Genomic DNA, 13,719 nt, shown 5'->3' with positions numbered 1-13,719 from the left:
TCGGGTTCCGTGTCCGGGTACGCGCCCCGCGCGAAACGCGGCGATCACGCAGAACCCGCACTCTCCCGACCCGTGCCGATATCAATGGAACCGCGACCGCGCCCGCCCCCCGCCACGGCGTCCGGACTCCGGTGAGGGAGAGGTGGTACATGGCTGGTCTTCGGGCGCGCACCCGTGACCTGCGGCACCGGATCGAGCAGACAACGGCGGTGGTCCGCGACCGCCTCACCGCCCACACCTGGTCGGTGGTGCAGGCCACCCTCGCGGCCGTCATCGCCTGGACCGTCGCCGGCGGCCTCGTCCAGGACCACAGCCCGTTCTTCGCCCCCATCGCCGCCGTCATCGCGCTCAACGCCTCCGGCGGCGAACGCGGCTCCAACGCCCTCAAACTCCTCACCGGGGTGTTCATCGGCATCGGCGCGGGCGAGCTCGCCCTGGCCGCGGACGTCGGCGAACTCGTCACCATGAGCGCGGCCACCCTGCTGGCCATGCTCGTGGCCGTCGCCATCAACGCCGAGCGCATCGTCATCGGGCAGGCCGCGGCCAGCGCCATCCTGACCACGATTTTCATCGGGGACGGCAGCCCCGGCATCGACCGGCTCGTCGACGCCCTCATCGGCGCGGGCGTCGCCCTGGTGTTCAGCCAGCTGCTGTTCCCCGCCCGGCTGGTCGCGCTGCTGCGGCGCATCGAGGTGGACGCGCTCGGCGAGATGTCGGGCATGCTCACCGGCGTCGCCCAGGCCCTGGACGAGGAGGGCGACGTCTCCAGCCAGCAGATGGTCAACCGGCTCGGCGACCTCAGCCGGCCGATGGCGGAGCTGAGCCGCGCCCGCGAGGCCAGCATGACCACCATCCGGCTGTCCACGATCCGCTGGGGCGACCCGCAGCCGGTGCTGGACGAGGACGAGATCATCGAGCGCCTCATCCTGCTCGGGGAGAGCTGCCTGTTCCTGTGCCGCAGCACCGCCGCGATGGGCGCCCACGAACGCCGCGAGCTGGTCCCGATCGTGTCCGGCATGGCCGACGTGCTGGCCACCCTCGCCGACGACCTGAGCAGCCGCGAGGCCCGCGAGCAGGCGGTGGAGCAGGCGCTGATGACCGCGCGCATGTACGGGCCGGGGCGGCCCGACGACGACCAGGTCACCCAGGCCACCCACCTGGCGGTGGAGATGGTCGCCACCGACATCATGCTGTTCGCGGGCATCCGGTTCGAGGAGGTGGAGGAGGTCCTCCAGGGCGACCTGGAGGACCCGAGGATCCCGCCGCCGCCGGGGGTGCCCTGGCTGCCGTGGCTGCGCTGGCACCCCCGCCTGGGACCGGTCCGGGACCGTTTCGCCCGCTGGGGGCCGGGGCCGCGCAGGCCGGGCGGGCCCCGGCGCTTCGGCCGCTGGCGCCCGGGGCCGCCCGGCTGACGGGCCGGCGCGTCCGGGGTTGCGGTTGACGCGGGGTCAACGCCTAACGTCGGTGACCGGACCGGAGGTACCGGTCCGACGAGGGGAGCGGTCATGCCGACCTGGCCGACCGGGCAGGTGTGCCGGATGACCGGCGTCAGCTCGCGGACCCTGCGGCACTACCACCGCATCGGCCTGCTGCGGCCCGCCGCGGTGGGGGCCGGCGGGGTGCGCCACTACGGCCGCGCCGAGCTGCTGCGGCTCCAGCGCATCCTGCTCATGCGCGAGCTGGGGCTGCCCCTGGCCGACATCGCCGCCGTGCTCGACGCCGGCGGCGACCCGGCCGGGGCGCTGCGCGCCCACCTGCGCGACCTGCTGGCCGAACGCGACCGCGTCGACACCCTCGTCACCACCGTGCGCCGCACCCTGGACGCACTGGAGGAGGAGGGGACCATGGGCGCGCTCGACCCCGAGACGCTCTTCGCTGGATTCGACACCGCCGCCTACACCGACCGCGCCCGCGCGCAGTGGCCGGCCCAGTGGGAGCAGGCGGCCCGCGCCGCAGACGGCCGGGCCCCGGCCGACTGGGAGGCGGACCGGGCCGGACTGGCCGCCCAGTTGGAGCGGATGGCCGCCCACCTGGCGGCGGGGCGGCCGGTCACCGACCCGGCCGTGCAGGCGGAGGTGCACGACCACTACCTGCGGGTCTCCCGCATGTGGACGCCCGACGCCGACGCCTTCGCCCACCTGGGGCGCGTGTACGCCGAGGAGGGGCCCTGGCGGGAGGTGTACGAGGCGGTCGCGCCGGGGCTGGCCGACTACCAGTGCGAGGCCATGGCCGCCTACGCCCTGGCCCGCCTGGACACCCGGAGGGAGGGGACGTGATCCCGCCCCACTGGACGGCGCACCGCCGGGAGGAGGACGGCGAGGTCCTGGGCTACCTCGCCCCGGCGGGCGCGGGGGCCTACACCCCGATGACCCCGTTCGGGCACGCGGCGGGCGCCCCGTCCGCCGAGGCCGAGGCCCGCGCCGCCCTGGACGCCCGCGGGCTGGCCTACCTGGCCGACCGCTGGCTGCTGGAGCTGCCCGGGCGGGCCGAGCCGATCACTGTGCGGATCGTGGAGGTGGGCCCCGACCGCATGCGGGTGGCCAACGCCGACTTCGGCTACGAGGAGGCCGACCTGGGGCACGTCTTCACCCTGGACGTCCCCGAGCCCGGCCGCCTGCGCCCCGCCTGAGTGCCGGGCCCCGCCCGAGCCTTGGTCGCTGCGGCTGGAGATCCCCGGGCGCCCGGCCCGCCGCCTCAGCGGGCGGGCCCGCCCGAGCGCCGGTCGCCGCGGCAGGGCCCTGGGGCGCCGTTCCGCCGTCCGGCGTACGGGCCCGCCCGGGCCGGAACGGCCTTCCACAGCACCGGGTCCCGCCCGAGCGCCGGTCGCCGAGGCAGGGGACCCCGGCCGGATGGCGTCCCCGGCCCGGGGCCGCCGCCGGTGGGCGGCGGCCCCGGGCGGCTGCTCGGCGGGGGCGACCTGGAATTCCAGGTGACGGGAAAGTGGCCGGGAGATGAATGGAGTCCTCGGTGATCGGGGTAGGGAACACACAACGTGACCCTCCGTGTCCGGTTCTCCCGGAACGTCCTGACAGGAGACTTTTGCAGACCCGACGGACCCCTGCCCCCGTTCCGTTCGCCCGCCCCCGCGCCTGTTCCCGCCCGGTGAGAAGACCCGGGCCCCGCCGCGCGCCCACCGCCGCGGCGGGCGGACCCTCCCGCTCCTGAGGAGGGCGGCGCGCGGGGCGGCGCGGCCCGCACCCCGGCGGGCCATCGCGCCGCGTCCCCGCGGCGGTCCTCCCGGACCGGCCCCCGCACCGCGCGCCCCGTGTCCGGCACGCCCCCGGACCGCCCCCTCCCGACGCGCCCCGTGACGCGCCGCCGGTCCCCGGCCGCGTCCGCACCGCCGGTGCCCCGCACAGCACCCGCGGTCCTTCGGCGACCCCCGAGCGGCATCCCGCCATCACCGCCCGGGCCCTTGCCGTACCCGGAAACGGGGCGCCTCCCGACGCCGCCCCGACCACCGGAAAGCGTGGAACGCAGTGACCGTACAGATCGATCCCCCCTCCCACCAGCCCTTCCCCCTGCCGCGCGCCTCCGTGGACGCCCCCGTCCACGCGGGGGCGGCGGCCCCGGAGACGCGCGCGCGGCTCCGGGCGCCCGGGCGCGACCGCCGCGCCGCCCCGCCCCGGCCGGGCGCCGTCCCCGGCCCCCGCCCGAGCACCGACGACACGGCCCGGCCGGCGGGGGAGGACCCGCCCGACCCGCCCGCCCGCGCACGCCGCGCACCCCGCGCGTCCGGCCGGACCCCCGGTGGTCCCGCGTCCGCCCGCGGGGCGGACGCGCCCGCCGACGCCGCGGCCCCCGGGCCGGTGCCGGGGGCGCGGCGGGCGCTGCCCGCCCTGTGCGTCACCGTCACCGTCAGCCAGGGCGCGCTGTTCTACGCCTTCCCCGTGCTGGCCCCCGCGGTCTCCCTCGGCACCGGCTGGTCCCTCATCGTCCTCACCGCGCTCTTCTCCGGCTCCCAGGTGCTGGCGGCCCTGGCCGCCCCGCTGGTCGGCCGCTGGCTGCGCCTGCGCGGCCCCCGGCCGGTGATGACCGCCGCCGCGGTCCTGGGCGCGGCGGCGCTGGCCGCCTGCGCCCTGGCGCCGTCGCTGTGGGTGTTCGCGGCGGCCTGGCAGGCGGCGGGGCTCGCCGCCGCCGGGCTCTTCTACCCGACCGCGTTCGCCGCCCTCACCCACTGGTACCGGTCGGCCCGGGTCCGCGCGGTCACCACCCTGACCCTGGTCGGGGGGTTCGCCGGGACGGTGTTCGCGCCGCTCGCCGCGCTGCTGGAGGCCCACCTCGGCTGGCGCGCCGCCCTCCTGGCCCTGGCGGCCCTCGTCGCCCTGGTCGTGGCGCCCCTGCACCTGTGGGCGCTGCGCGCGGAGTGGACGCCCCACGGCGATCCGGAGTCCGGCCGCCGGGCCGTGCGCGGGGTGATGGCCGGTCGGGCGTTCTGGGCGCTGACCGCGGCCCTGGCACTGGGCGCCTTCACCGTCCACGCGGTGGTCGTCGACCTCGTCCCGTTCCTGCGGGAGCACGGGTTCGGCACCGCCGAGGCGGCCTGGGTCCTGGGCGCCACCGGTATCGGCCAGGTGCTGGGCCGCCTCGTCTACGCCCCCTGGGAGCTCCGCAGCCGTCCGGGGACGCGGGCGGTGGCGGTGCTGCTGGTCTGCGCGTCGGGGGCCGTGCTCACGGCGGTGCTCGCCCTGGCGGGCGCCGCCCCGGCCGCGCTGTTCGCGGCGGCGCTCGCGGTGGGCGCCGGGCGCGGCCTGCTCACGCTGGTGCAGGCCACGGCGATCGCCGACCGGTGGGGCCCTGAGCACTACACCACGCTCAACAGCATCATGCACACCCCGATCGCGCTCGCCGCCGCGCTCGCGCCGGGGGTGTGCGCGCTCGCCGCCGGGGCCGCGGGAGGCTACGCGCCGGTGTTCTTCGCCCTGGGGGCCGTCGCGCTGCTGGGCGCCCTCGTCGCCCCCGCCGGGTCACCCGCCGCCGTGGCGGCGGGTGATCGCGGGTGAGGGCCGGGGCCCGGGTCAGAGGGCGTCGGCCGGCGTGTCCAGGACGGTGCGGTCGCGGGAGGACACCAGGTCGAACCGCGGCCCGGTGCGCGGCAGCTCGTGCCGGAAGAAGTACGCGGCCGCCGCCCGCTTGCCCGTGTAGAACGCCTCGCCCGGGGCGTCGCTCCTGCCGTGCGCGGCCACCAGCTGCTCCAGCCACATCCACGCCACCACCACGTGCCCGACGGCCTCCATGTAGGGGGTGGCGTTGGCCAGCGCCTCCGCCGGGTCGCCGTTCGCCCAGGCCTCCGCCGTGGTCCGCACGACCCGGTCCAGGGCGGCGTCCAGCAGCCCGGCGAACTCCGCCTCGTCCCCGCCCAGGCCGCGGGCCCGGGCGGAGGTGGCGCGCGCGGTCTCCACCAGCAGCCCCAGCCCGGCCCCGCCGCCCTGCACCGCCTTGCGGCCCAGCAGGTCCAGGGCCTGGATCCCGTGGGTGCCCTCGTGGATCGCGTTGAGTCGGTTGTCCCGGTAGTGCTGCTCCACGTCGTACTCGCGCGTGTACCCGTAGCCGCCGTGCACCTGGATCGCCAGGCTGTTGGCCTCCAGGCACCACTGCGAGGGCCAGCTCTTGACGAGGGGGGTGAGCACGTCCAGCAGGGCGTCGGCCCGCTCGCGGTCCGCGGCGCCGTCGGCGGTGGCGGCCTCGTCGACCAGCCGGGCGCAGTACAGGACCAGGGCCATCGCCCCCTCCACGTAGCTCTTCTGCGCCAGCAGCATCCGCCGCACGTCGGTGTGCTCGATGATCGGCACCGGCGGGTTCGCCGGGTCCTTGTCGCCCAGCGGGCGGCCCTGGAGGCGCTCGCGGGCGTAGGCCAGCGACTTCAGGTACCCGGTGTAGCCGACGGCGGCGGCGCCCGCCCCCACCCCGATCCGGGCGCCGTTCATCATGTGGAACATGTAGCGCAGCCCCTGGTGCGGCTCCCCGACCAGGTAGCCGACCGCGCCGGGCTCCCCGCCGGGGGTGTGCGCGCCCTCGCCGAAGTTGAGCAGCGCGTTGACGGTGCCGCGGTAGCCCATTTTGTGGTTGAGGCCGGCGGGGACGACGTCGTTGCGCTCGCCGACCGACCCGTCGGCGTTCACCAGGTACTTGGGCACGATGAACAGCGAGATGCCCTTGACCCCGGGCGGGCCGCCGGGGATCTTGGCCAGCACCAGGTGGACGATGTTCTCGGTGAGCTCGTGGTCGCCCGCCGAGATCCACATCTTGTTGCCGAACAGCCGGTACGTGCCGTCCCCGGCGTCCTGCGCGCGGGTGGTGATGTCGGCCAGGGAGCTGCCGGCCTGCGGCTCGGACAGGCACATGGTGCCGGTGAACCGGCCCTCCACCATGGGCCGCACGTAGGTGTCGACCTGCTCGGGGGTGCCGTGGGCGAGCAGCAGCCGGGCGTTGCCGACGGTGAGGAAGGGGTAGGCGGAGGAGCCCAGGTTGGCGGCCTGGAACCAGGCGCTGCACGCGCTGGCCACCACGTGGGGGATCTGCCCGCCGCCCACGGAGGCGGGCAGGCCGAGCGCGTTGAGGCCGGTCTCGGCCAGGACCTCCAGGGCCTTCTTGACCTCGGGGATCACGTGGACGCGTTCGCCGTCGAAGCGCGGCTCGTTGGCGTCGTTGGCCTTGTTGTGCGGGGCGAAGTGGTCGGTGGCGACGCGTTCGGCCAGCTCCAGGGCGCCGTCGAGGGTCTCGCGGGAGTGGTCGGCGTAGTGGGGGCGCCGGGTGAGGGACTCGGCGTCGAGCCATTCGTAGAGCAGGAATCGCAGGTCGCGCGCGGACAGCAGGGTGGACGCCACGGGGTCGCCTCCTCGGAGTGATTGACCGACTGGTCGGTATGGTATCCGTTCGGGGAACCCGCCGGGCGGCCGGGGCCGCCGGGGAGCCCGGGGTCCTACGCTGGGCGTGCACGTCCGACCGCCTTCGACAAGGAGCCCCGTGTCCACTCCCGCCGCCGACCCGTCCCGCACCGTCCTGCTGCTCAACGGGCCCAACCTCAACCTGCTCGGCACCCGCGACCCCGGCCAGTACGGCACCACCACCCTCGCCGAGGTCGAGGCCCGGGTCGCCGCGCTCGGCAGGGAGCTGGGCGTGGAGGTGGTCTGCGCGCAGAGCAACGGCGAGGGGGAGATGGTCGACCGGCTGCACGCCGCCCGCGGCTGGGCCGGCGTGGTCATGAACCCCGGCGCGTACGCCCACTACAGCATCGCCCTGCGCGACGCCGTCGACGCCATCGAGGCGCCCGTGGTGGAGGTGCACATCTCCAACGTGTACGCCCGCGAGGGGTTCCGGCACACCTCGGTCACCGCCCCGGTGGCCGCCGGGTACATCGCCGGCTGCGGGGTGCCCGGCTACGAGCTGGCGCTGCGCGCGGTCCTGGGCCGGGCGGCCGAACGCGGCACCCTGGGCTGAGGCCCGCGCGCGTCCGCGCGCCCTCCGGTACCGACCGGTCGGTTTCCATGGGGCGCACGGACGCGCGGCACACCCGCCTCAGCGGAAGGTCGTCAGCGCCGCCCCGGCCCGCTCCAGGTGCGCGTGGTCGTTGAACGACAGCAGCCGGGTGCCGCCGCGCCCGTGCACCACCTTGGTGAGCGACCCGTTCACCACGATCCGGTTCAGCTCCAGGAACCCGTGCGCCGGGGTCCGCAGCAGCGCCGCGCACACCGCCGCGACCACCCCCGCCGACGTGAACACCAGGGCCGTCTCGCCCCGGCCCAGTCCGGCGACCGTGTCCTCCAGCGCCGCCCGCACCCCGCCGCGGAACGCCTCCCAGCTGCCCGGCCCGTCGCCCCCGGCGGCCATCCACGCCGACAGCCCGGCGTCCAACCGCTCCTGGAGGGTGCCCTCGGCGACGGGGTGCCGGGCCAGCAGCCCCAGGTGGTCGTACTCGTTCCAGCGCTCGTCGACCGTCGGCACGGCGTCGATCCCGGCCTCGGCCAGGGCGGTCGCCGCGGTCTGGCGCTGCCTGCGCAGCGACCCCGAGAAGACGGGGCCCGGGCGCAGCCCGCGTCGCTCGAGCTCGGCGCCCAGCAGCCGCGCCTGCTCGTATCCGGTGGGACTCAGCTCGTCGTAGTCCTCCGCCTCCGGCGATGCCTTGCCGTGGCGGATGAGGTAGATGCTCGGCATCGCCCCAGAGTACGAGTGCGGCCCGCGGCCGCGGCGCCCGGGGGCGGGCCGGGGGCGGGCCGGGGCGCACCGAGGGCGGGAACGCGGAGGGGGCCGGGGGCCGGCGGTCCCCGGCCCCCTCCACGGGGCGTCCGTCAGGGCCGGTACGCGGCGGCCCCGGAGAACTCGGCGATGGACCCACCCGCGGAGATGGACTCCCGCGCCGGGATCTCGGCGTCCTCCTTGGCCTTGAGCAGGGCGCCCAGGCCCACCGCCTCCTCCGGCGCCAGGAACGCCACGCCGTCGGAGTCGGCGAACACCACGTCCCCCGGGCGCACGACCGCGCCGGCGATGCTCACGGGGACGTTGATCGCACCCTCGATCCCGGCGATGCGGGTGGTCAGGGGGCTGTAGCCGCGGGAGAGGACGGGCAGGTCGTAGGCGAGGGTCTCGTCGTGGTCGTTGACCGAGCCGTCGATGACCGCGCCGACCGCGCCGCGGGCCTTGGCGGTGTAGGACACCAGGCCGCCGAAGCACGACCGCGCGAGGTCGCCGGACTGGTCGACGACGAGCACGTCGCCGGGCCGCAGCATGTCCGCGGCCATGTGGACGGCCGTGGAGTCCAGGTGCGGGATGCGCACCGTGACGGCCGTGCCGACGAACTTCAGCGGGCGCCGGTTGGGCGTCAGCCCCAGGGCGAAGCCGTGGTCGCGCAGGTGGCCGAGGGTGGAGACGCACACCTGGGACAGCTCGGAGACGATGGACGCGTCGATCTGCCGCGGCATGTCGTTGACGGTGAACAAGTCGGGTCCTTTCCGGTCGGTGGGGCGCGTGCCTACTGCGCGCTGGAGAGGTAGGGGATGAAGGTGGTGATCTCGGGGACGAGGATGAGGATGGCCACGACGACGACGTCGGCGACGATGAAGGGCACGATGCCGCGGAAGATCCGCCCCAGCCCGGCCTCGGGCACGGCGCCGGAGTACACGAAGGCGTTCATGCCGACCGGCGGCGTGATGAGCGCCATCTCGGCCACCTTCACGATGAGCACGCCCAGCCAGATGCCGTCGAACCCGTAGCCGACCAGGATCGGGTGCAGCAGCGGCCCCGCGATGAGGATCATGGAGATCCCGTCGAGGAACATGCCCAGCGGCAGCAGCACCAGCAGGCACAGCACCAGGACCAGGTAGGGGGGCAGGTCCGCGGCCAGGACCGCGTTCACCACCGCGGTGCTCGCCCCGGACAGGGCGAGGAAGTAGGTGAACACCCCGGCGCCGACCATGAGCAGGAACGTCATGGCGGTCAGCCCGACGGCCTCGGTCACCGACTCCTTCACCACGCGCATCCACCGGGGCGGGCGGGTGCGCAGGAGCAGGATGACGAACGCCGACACGGCGCCGAACGAGGCGGCCTCGGTGGCGGTGGCCACGCCCAGGTAGATCGTGCCGATGGACACGGCGAAGATGACCACCAGGAAGCCGAAGCCGACCAGGTCCAGGGGCGGGGGGCGGTTCCCCTCGGGGCCGGTCGCGGGCGCGGCGTCCGTGTCCGGGCCGTCCGCGGCCGCCGCGGGGGAGCCCGCGGAGCCGGGCGCCGCGGCCCCGACCTTCTCGCGTTCCGCGGCGCGCGCTGCCCGGCGGCGCTTGCCGACCGCGACGAGCAGCATGATGGTGACCGCGTAGACGAGGATCGTCAGCAGGCCCGGGCCGATGCCCGCCAGCAGCAGCTGCCCGATGTTCTCCTCGGTCACCACGCCGTACAGCACCAGCACGATCGACGGCGGGATGAGCACGCCGAGCGTGCCCCCGGCGCAGACGACGCCCGCGGCCAGGCGCAGGCCGTGCCCGGCCTTGACGATGGCGTCGGTGGACACCCGCGCCATGGTGGCCACGGTGGCGACGCTGGAGCCCGTGACGGCGGCGAAGAGCCCCGACCCGGACAGCGACGCCAGCGCGGTGCCGCCCGGCAGGCGGCGCAGCACCCGGGAGGCGAGGTCGAACCCCGCCTGGGCGAGCCGGGCGTGCACGGCGAACACGCCCATGAGGATGAACAGCGGGATGATGGTCAGCGAGTAGTCGGCGGCCGTGGAGTAGGGCTGGTTGGCCACCGTGCTGACCGCGGCGTCGGTGCTGCGCATGAGCACGATGCCGAGCAGGCCCGCCAGCATGAGCGAGAGCCCGACGTGGAGCCTGATCGCGAGCAGTCCCAGGAAGACCGCGACCACCGCGAGCAGGATCAGGAGCGTTCCTCCGGTCATCGTCCGACCTCCTCGTCGTGGCGGGCCGCGGACACCGGTTCCGGGGCGGTGTCCGCGGCCTCGGGGACGCCCGCCGCCTCGACCAGGTCCGCCACCGCGTCCCCGGAGGCCTCGCCGGACAGGCGGGCCCGGAGTTCGAGCACCTCCCGCCAGACGGCCGCCGCGAAGAACAGCAGGAAGGACACGAAGAGGACGAGCTTGGCCGGCCAGGTCGCCAGGCGCAGGATGTCGTTGGTGGTCTCGCTGCGGTCGACGGCGCTGAACAGCACCTCGGCCAGGCCCCAGACCATCAGCCCGCCGATGACCAGCAGCAGGAGGGCGCGCAGGCCCGACAGGACCGTCCGGGTGCGCTCGCCCAGGCGCGCCTCGATCAGGCCCACGGAGACGTGCCTGCCGTCGATCTCGGCGGCGGCCAGTCCCAGAAAGGCGACCATCACCAGGAGCAGCGTGGAGATGTCGACGGTGCCCAGGATCGAACGGCCCAGGGCGTTGCGGCTCACCACGTCGGCCACGGTCAGCAGCATCAGGGCGAGCAGCAGCAGGCCCGCGGCGAGGCCGAGGGCGGTCGACACGGCGGTGAGGGGCCGCGGCGGACGGAGCCGGTTCATGCGTCCTCCCCTTCCATGCAGGCGATCAGCGGGTCGGCGTAGTCGGAGGACGCGGTCTCCTCGGCGATGATCCGCCGGTAGTCGTCCAGGACCGACCGGGCGTCGTAGCCGCGCTCCTCGTAGCGGGCGACCCAGGTCTCGGCGGCGTCCACCTCGTCGCGCAGCTCGGCCACCTGGTCCTCGGGCAGCGAGGAGAACCGCGCCCCGGACTCCTTCAGCTCCGTGCAGGCGGTCCCGCCCAGGGCGTCCATCTCCTCCAGGCCGTGGGAGATCCCCCAGGAGGAGGCCTCCGTCAGGGCGTCGCGGTACTCCTGCGGCATGGACTGGAAGAGCTCCTCGTTGATGACCACGATCGAGGACGAGTACGCCCCGATCCCGGGGTCCATGACGTACGGGGTGCTCGTGGACAGGCCGAAGGTGGGCAGGTTGGCGATGGCCAGCGAGGTGTAGCCGTCCACCACGCCCCGGGACATGGACTCGTAGATGTCGTTGGCCGTCATGGCGACCGGGTTGGCCCCGGCGGCGAGCATGACCTCGGAGGTCAGGCCGCCCGCCCGGACGCTCCGGCCGCGCAGGTCGTCCAGGTCGTCCGCCTCCTCCTGGAGCCCCACCGCGGCGATGCCCAGCGGCAGGGGGAAGAGCAGGCGCACGCCCTGGCGGTCGAAGTCCTCCCGGTAGACCTCGTTCTCCTCGTAGAGGCGCTCGATGGCGGTCATCTGCACCTCGGGGTTCTTGGTCTCGAACGGGAGCTCGATGACGGTGAACATGGACAGGTCCGAGGCTGCGTAGATGGAGCCGACCTGGGCCATGTCGGCGCGGCCGTCCAGGGTGGCCTGCACCGACTCGTCCGCGCCCACCAGGCTCTGCGAGTAGTGGAAGCGGACGGTGACGCCGCCGCCGGTCGCCTCCTCGACCTCCTCGGCCCACCGCTGGATGGCGCGGGACTGGTCGGAGGTGGAGTTGGAGTACGTCGTGTAGTGCAGGACGTAGGTGCCGTCGGTGCCGGGGGTGCCGGAGCACGCGGTCGCGGTGAGCGCCAGGGCCGCGCCGGCGGCGGCCCACCGGAGCCGCCGCCGGACCCTGTTCGGGGTGTGGGATCCGAATGCCTTCATGGCGTCACTTCGCTGGTGTCACGCGGTAGCGCCGCAGGGACAGGGCGGGGTTGGCCTTGCGGACCGCGTCGAGGCGCGACCGCTCCAGGACGGCCGTCCCGACGCCGGGGGCCTCGCCGAGCGAGGCCAGGGCGATGCCCATGGGGTCCACGACCGCGCTGTTGCCCGAGCCGGTCGGGCCGCTCTGGTCGGCGGCGAGGACGTAGACGGTGTTCTCGATCGCCCGGGCGCGCAGCAGGGTGTTCCAGTGGTACTCCTTGAGCGGGCCGGGGACCCACTCGGCGGGCAGGGCGACGACGTCCGCGCCGGCGTCCACCAGGGTCCGGGTGGTCTCCGGGAAGCGCAGGTCGTAGCAGGTCTGCATGCCCACCGTGAACCCGTCGACCTCCAGCAGCTCGGGCGCGGCCGGGTCGGCGGCCAGGACGCGGTCGGACTCCTTGTAGCCGAAGGCGTCGTAGAGGTGCACCTTGCGGTAGACGGCGCGGACCTCGCCCTCGCCCAGGGCGACGAGGGTGTTGTGGATGCGGCCCCGCCCGGCGGTCTCGTTGACGCCGGCGATGGCGAAGACGCCGAGTTCGGCGGTCAGCTTCCGGAGCCGGGACACGGTGGGGCCGTCCAGGGGCTCGGCGCTGTCGACGAAGCGGTCGTCCATGGCGGGGGCGGTGTACACCGCGTACTCGGGGAGGACGACCAGGCGTGCGCCGCGGGCGGCGGCCTCGCGCAGGAGGCGTTCGATCTCGGCCAGGTTCGCGCCCTTGTCCTCGGTGGGGGCGAACTGGGCGACGGCGACGTTCAGGGTCATCAACGGCTCCTCAGGTCGTTCTCGATGGTGCGCAGGGCGTCGATCGCCCCGGTGAATCCGGCGAACATGGCGCCGTACTGCATGGTGGTCACGATGGTCGCGGCCCCCTCCTCCACGGCCAGGCGCTGCTCCGCCGGGCTCCAGGCGGGCAGGACCCAGGGCTTCCCGGCGGCGCGGGCGGCCCGGGCCAGGTGCCGCAGGTCGTCCAGGTCGGCCTCGGTGACCCCGTAGGCGCCGCGGTCGCGGCGCAGGGAGAGGTCGGAGGGGCCGATGAAGATGCCGTCGACGACGGGCAGCTCCAGGATGGCCTCGATGTCGGCGAACGCCGAGGCGTCCTCGATCATCGGGTAGCAGCGCGTCCCCCGGTCCTGCCGCGTCACCCACTCGTCGGTGAAGCCACGGTAGCCGGAGGTCCTCCCACCTGCGAAGGAGCGGTCCCCCAGAGGGGGAAACTTGGCGTACCCGCAGACCCGGGCGGCGTGCTCCACCGACTCCACGTGGGGGATCGCCACCGCGGTCGCCCCGAAGTCCAGGGCCTGCTGGATCGGGCCGCGCTCGGGCCCCAGGACCTTGGCGATGACGTCCATGCCCTTGGCCCGGATGAACGGGATGAGGGAGTCCAGGGCCGCCAGGTCGAACAGGCCGTGCTCGATGTCGAGGACGACGGTGCCGAATCCGGCCAGGTGGGCCATCTCCACGGCCGCCGTCGAGGGCTCCGTCAACCAGACGGCGTGCCTCTTGTCTCCTTGCGCGCTCACACTGCTCCTTGCCGAACGACTGTGATCCACAGCATGAAATCCTGTGCTGTGG

13 protein-coding genes are annotated in these 13,719 nt (G+C 74.9%); 5 read left to right on the top strand and 8 right to left on the bottom strand.

The window, feature by feature from the left end:
- The first annotated feature begins 149 nt into the window (after positions 1–149).
- The 4 genes from K1J57_RS29450 to K1J57_RS29435 all read left to right on the top strand — a co-directional run bounded on the left by K1J57_RS29450 (position 150) and on the right by K1J57_RS29435 (position 5,003).
- Positions 150–1,412 carry an aromatic acid exporter family protein gene (locus K1J57_RS29450; protein ID WP_220561956.1) on the top strand — a complete coding sequence of 421 codons (1,263 nt, stop codon included), beginning with the start codon at positions 150–152 and terminating at the stop codon, positions 1,410–1,412.
- 93 nt (positions 1,413–1,505) lie between these two features.
- Positions 1,506–2,276 (top strand): MerR family transcriptional regulator, encoded by a 771-nt coding sequence (locus K1J57_RS29445; RefSeq protein ID WP_220561955.1) that lies wholly within the window; start codon positions 1,506–1,508, stop codon positions 2,274–2,276.
- The gene (locus K1J57_RS29440; RefSeq protein WP_220561954.1) at positions 2,273–2,629 is read left to right on the top strand and encodes a hypothetical protein; all 357 of its coding nucleotides are present in this window, start codon (positions 2,273–2,275) and stop codon (positions 2,627–2,629) included. Before K1J57_RS29445 ends, K1J57_RS29440 begins: the two co-directional genes overlap by 4 nt.
- Before the next feature lie 850 nt (positions 2,630–3,479).
- Positions 3,480–5,003, top strand: coding sequence for an MFS transporter (locus K1J57_RS29435; protein ID WP_305082821.1), 1,524 nt, complete (start codon positions 3,480–3,482; stop codon positions 5,001–5,003).
- A 15-nt stretch (positions 5,004–5,018) separates the two neighbouring features.
- Here the strand turns inward: K1J57_RS29435 and K1J57_RS29430 are convergent, their stop codons facing one another.
- Positions 5,019–6,827: an acyl-CoA dehydrogenase gene (locus K1J57_RS29430; protein ID WP_220561953.1), complete on the bottom strand. Its 1,809-nt coding sequence runs from the start codon at positions 6,825–6,827 to the stop codon at positions 5,019–5,021.
- Positions 6,828–6,966: 139 nt separating this feature from the next.
- On the opposite strand from K1J57_RS29430, the gene aroQ reads away from it, so the two are divergent.
- Positions 6,967–7,440 (top strand): type II 3-dehydroquinate dehydratase, encoded by a 474-nt coding sequence (gene aroQ / locus K1J57_RS29425; protein ID WP_220561952.1) that lies wholly within the window; start codon positions 6,967–6,969, stop codon positions 7,438–7,440.
- Positions 7,441–7,518: 78 nt separating this feature from the next.
- Here aroQ and K1J57_RS29420 read toward each other — a convergent pair whose 3' ends face one another.
- The 7 genes from K1J57_RS29420 to K1J57_RS29390 all read right to left on the bottom strand — a co-directional run bounded on the left by K1J57_RS29420 (position 7,519) and on the right by K1J57_RS29390 (position 13,667).
- On the bottom strand, positions 7,519–8,154 hold the full coding sequence (locus K1J57_RS29420) for a histidine phosphatase family protein (RefSeq protein WP_220561951.1): 636 nt from the start codon (positions 8,152–8,154) through the stop codon (positions 7,519–7,521).
- 134 nt (positions 8,155–8,288) lie between these two features.
- Positions 8,289–8,936 (bottom strand): RraA family protein, encoded by a 648-nt coding sequence (locus K1J57_RS29415; protein WP_220561950.1) that lies wholly within the window; start codon positions 8,934–8,936, stop codon positions 8,289–8,291.
- Positions 8,937–8,968: 32 nt separating this feature from the next.
- Positions 8,969–10,387, bottom strand: coding sequence for a TRAP transporter large permease (locus K1J57_RS29410; protein ID WP_220561949.1), 1,419 nt, complete (start codon positions 10,385–10,387; stop codon positions 8,969–8,971).
- Positions 10,384–10,995 carry a TRAP transporter small permease subunit gene (locus K1J57_RS29405; RefSeq protein ID WP_220561948.1) on the bottom strand — a complete coding sequence of 204 codons (612 nt, stop codon included), beginning with the start codon at positions 10,993–10,995 and terminating at the stop codon, positions 10,384–10,386. The genes K1J57_RS29410 and K1J57_RS29405 overlap by 4 nt, the downstream gene beginning before the upstream one ends.
- Complete coding sequence (locus K1J57_RS29400; protein WP_220561947.1) at positions 10,992–12,107, bottom strand: C4-dicarboxylate TRAP transporter substrate-binding protein; 1,116 nt, start codon at positions 12,105–12,107, stop codon at positions 10,992–10,994. The genes K1J57_RS29405 and K1J57_RS29400 overlap by 4 nt, the downstream gene beginning before the upstream one ends.
- 4 nt (positions 12,108–12,111) lie before the next feature.
- Positions 12,112–12,909, bottom strand: coding sequence for a carbon-nitrogen hydrolase family protein (locus K1J57_RS29395; protein WP_220561946.1), 798 nt, complete (start codon positions 12,907–12,909; stop codon positions 12,112–12,114).
- On the bottom strand, positions 12,909–13,667 hold the full coding sequence (locus K1J57_RS29390) for an HpcH/HpaI aldolase/citrate lyase family protein (protein WP_220561945.1): 759 nt from the start codon (positions 13,665–13,667) through the stop codon (positions 12,909–12,911). Before K1J57_RS29390 ends, K1J57_RS29395 begins: the two co-directional genes overlap by 1 nt.
- Positions 13,668–13,719 lie beyond the last annotated feature (52 nt).

Origin of the sequence: Nocardiopsis sp. MT53, assembly GCF_019598965.1 — a bacterium.
Classification (GTDB): Bacteria; Actinomycetota; Actinomycetes; order Streptosporangiales; family Streptosporangiaceae; genus Nocardiopsis; species Nocardiopsis changdeensis.
This window is presented reverse-complemented; position numbering and strand designations above follow the sequence as displayed.

What these genes read in the sequence shown, in the direction of transcription:
- K1J57_RS29400 (WP_220561947.1), bottom strand. Translation starts at nt 12,107, where the DNA reads ATGAAGGCATTCGGATCCCACACCCCGAACAGGGTCCGGCGGCGGCTC.
- K1J57_RS29410 (WP_220561949.1), bottom strand. Translation starts at nt 10,387, where the DNA reads ATGACCGGAGGAACGCTCCTGATCCTGCTCGCGGTGGTCGCGGTCTTC.
- K1J57_RS29445 (WP_220561955.1), top strand. Translation starts at nt 1,506, where the DNA reads ATGCCGACCTGGCCGACCGGGCAGGTGTGCCGGATGACCGGCGTCAGC.
- K1J57_RS29395 (WP_220561946.1), bottom strand. Translation starts at nt 12,909, where the DNA reads ATGACCCTGAACGTCGCCGTCGCCCAGTTCGCCCCCACCGAGGACAAG.
- K1J57_RS29420 (WP_220561951.1), bottom strand. Translation starts at nt 8,154, where the DNA reads ATGCCGAGCATCTACCTCATCCGCCACGGCAAGGCATCGCCGGAGGCG.
- K1J57_RS29450 (WP_220561956.1), top strand. Translation starts at nt 150, where the DNA reads ATGGCTGGTCTTCGGGCGCGCACCCGTGACCTGCGGCACCGGATCGAG.
- K1J57_RS29405 (WP_220561948.1), bottom strand. Translation starts at nt 10,995, where the DNA reads ATGAACCGGCTCCGTCCGCCGCGGCCCCTCACCGCCGTGTCGACCGCC.